Below are 2,481 nucleotides of genomic sequence, written 5' to 3'. Positions count from 1 at the left end.
AAGCTCGCCCAGCGCCTTAAACCACAGCTTTGCGTGCTCCTTCTCGTTCTCCGCGGTCTGTAAGAACAATGCCGCAATCTGCTCATAGCCTGCCTTCTTTGCTACGGATGCAAAGTAGGTATACTTGTTGCGTGCCATGCTCTCGCCTGCGAAAGCGGCCTCCAGATTCTTCTCGGTCTGGGTTCCTGAATACTTTGTTGCCATAATACTTTTCTGTTATTTTGTTATGTAAATTTGTAATGTTCACTTGCAAAGATAGGGTGTTTTTGTTGCTGAAGCAAAGTTTTTACCCTAAAAATGATAAAAAAGACTTATCTTTGCGAGGATTTAAGTCAATTTCTTACCAACAGAAACAAAAGGAGCGTAACGATGATACAGGTTTGGATTAGTGCGGCGGCTCTTTGCGCCACCACCCTCTTGGGGTCTGTGCTGGGATTCCTTATCAAGGAACTGCCCCATAAATGGAATGATACGGTACTGGGATATTGTGCGGGCGTAATGCTGGCGGCCAGTACGCTGGGGCTTATTGTGCCGGCTTTTGAGCAGGGCGGTGCGGGACAATGGTGGATTGTGGCCTTGGGTGTAATGGCTGGCGCGGCGTTCCTGAACGTGCTTGACCTGCTGACACCGCATCTTCACCACATTACGGGGCTCGACCCTGAGCGTCATGTGCAGGGTACGAGCCTTAGTAGGGTAATGCTTTTTGTGATGGCCATTGCGCTGCACAAGCTGCCCGAGGGCATTGCCTCCATTGGCCAGTACGCCCTGCGCGGCTGCGTGAAGCAGACCACCGTAAACGTGCCCGCGAGCGTTGCAAGCATTGGCAAGGGCGCGTTCTACGGCTACGGTCCCGAGCAGGGATACCAGTTCCTCCGCGACAAGATCGCCAAGGTCGATTTCCAGGACCGCGGCATCGACATCTCCGCCGAAGAAATTCTCGTCTCCGACGGCGCCAAGTGCGATTGCGGAAACATTCAGGAGCTTTTCGCCGCCGATGTCAAGATCGCCGTCGGCGATCCCGTCTATCCCGTCTATGTCGACACCAATGTGATGGCCGGCAGAGGATATTCGCTTCTGACCTGCGACGCCGCGAACGGTTTCGTTCCCGGGCCCGAAGGCTGCGAAGCCGATGTCGTCTATCTCTGCTACCCCAACAACCCCACCGGCGCGGTCGCCACGCTCGAACAGCTTCAGGCGTGGGTGGACTGGGCGAACGAGCGGAAGTCGCTCATTCTCTTCGACGCCGCCTACGAGGCGTTCATCCGCACGCCCGGCATCCCCCATTCGATCTTCGAATGCAAGGGCGCGAAAACGTGCGTACGAGGGCTTTGTATGCATCAAATACCCCCCCCCCTCGCAGCTTAATGGACGCAATATAGGCGGTCTCACGTGGCGGATGCGCCGCGCTTGGCGGTTATCCCCAAAACAGTATCGAAATTTGACAAGGCGGCGTGTTTTCGCGTTGTCGTGCGGCGGTATTTCGCTTTGTCGAAACCATGTAGAACAGGTAGAGCATGTAGAATTATCTGCATGTTCCTACATGATCTGCATGGTTAATCATTCCACTCTCCAACTCCAACTTCAAACTCCAACTCTTTAAACCGAAAGGAACGAACGAAAATGAAGAAACTGCTCATGATTATACAGGCATCGACATACAGCATTGCGCGACCGAAACTTATATCCTTGTATTTGTTCACTATTGCAGCTATAATGTCTACACCACCCGTACTTCCGTTACTCAGGAAACAGAATGCGATACCCATTCCGGTGAATATCGAACCTACAATACATGCTTCAAGCTGTTTGTTCGGTCCAAGAATGTCATATGCTGTAGGGCATGTCTGGAACACTATATCAAAGAGTTCAAGAGCCAAAGTCATTGCACCGATGGCATAGATGGTCTTTACGCAGAATTTCCATCCAAGCTGTTGTATCGCTATCAGGATGAGAACTACATTGATTGCAAAGTAAGTGTACTGCATTGGCCCTCCTGTAGTGTATTCTACAATACCGCCGACACCGGTAATACCTCCTGTCACAAACTGGTACGGGGCCATAAAGAACTTCCATGTGAAGGCATATATGGTGAGTCCTAAAGTAATCATGAAGTAGTTCTTGACTTCACTCATGATGCTTGGTCTCGGAATAAATCGTCTAGCCATAATACAACTGTTTATAACGATTCTACAACTGTTTTTCTAAATTGTCAAATTACAATGTTAACAATCTTTTTCGGTACAATGATTACTTTCTTGATTGGCTTTCCGTCAATGTACTTCAGGCTGTTCTCATTGGCGAGCACGGCAGCCTCGATGTCAGCATTTGCAGCATCTGCAGCAAAGTCCATTGTGAAGCGGGCCTTTCCGTTGAAGGAGATTGTATATTTGATGGTATCCTCTTTCAGGTACTCCTCGTTGTATGAAGGCCACTCAGCATCGCATATTGTCGTAGTGTGTCCCAAAACCTCCCAAAGTTCTT

At 49.9% G+C, this 2,481-nt stretch carries 3 protein-coding genes and 1 pseudogene; 1 reads left to right on the top strand and 3 read right to left on the bottom strand.

Annotation, left to right across the window (positions count from 1 at the left end):
- A partial coding sequence (locus tag Q0628_RS11575) for a ferritin family protein (RefSeq protein WP_298771175.1) occupies nucleotides 1-204 on the bottom strand: 204 nt, incomplete at its 3' end.
- 165 nt (nucleotides 205-369) lie between these two features.
- Between Q0628_RS11575 and Q0628_RS11570 the strand changes: the two genes are divergently transcribed.
- The gene (locus tag Q0628_RS11570; protein WP_298771173.1) at nucleotides 370-1,365 is read left to right on the top strand and encodes an aminotransferase class I/II-fold pyridoxal phosphate-dependent enzyme; all 996 of its coding nucleotides are present in this window, start codon (nucleotides 370-372) and stop codon (nucleotides 1,363-1,365) included.
- Between the two features lie 188 nt (nucleotides 1,366-1,553).
- On the opposite strand, the gene Q0628_RS11565 is transcribed toward Q0628_RS11570, so the two are convergent.
- On the bottom strand, nucleotides 1,554-2,132 hold the full coding sequence (locus tag Q0628_RS11565) for a YitT family protein (protein WP_298771171.1): 579 nt from the start codon (nucleotides 2,130-2,132) through the stop codon (nucleotides 1,554-1,556).
- A gap of 77 nt (nucleotides 2,133-2,209) precedes the next feature.
- Nucleotides 2,210-2,481, bottom strand: a pseudogene (locus Q0628_RS11560) (hypothetical protein); the annotation flags it as partial.

Origin of the sequence: uncultured Fibrobacter sp., assembly GCF_937877005.1 — a bacterium.
Taxonomy (GTDB): Bacteria; Fibrobacterota; Fibrobacteria; order Fibrobacterales; family Fibrobacteraceae; genus Fibrobacter.
Note: the sequence above shows the minus strand (reverse complement) of the source record. Positions and strands in the feature narration are given on the sequence as shown.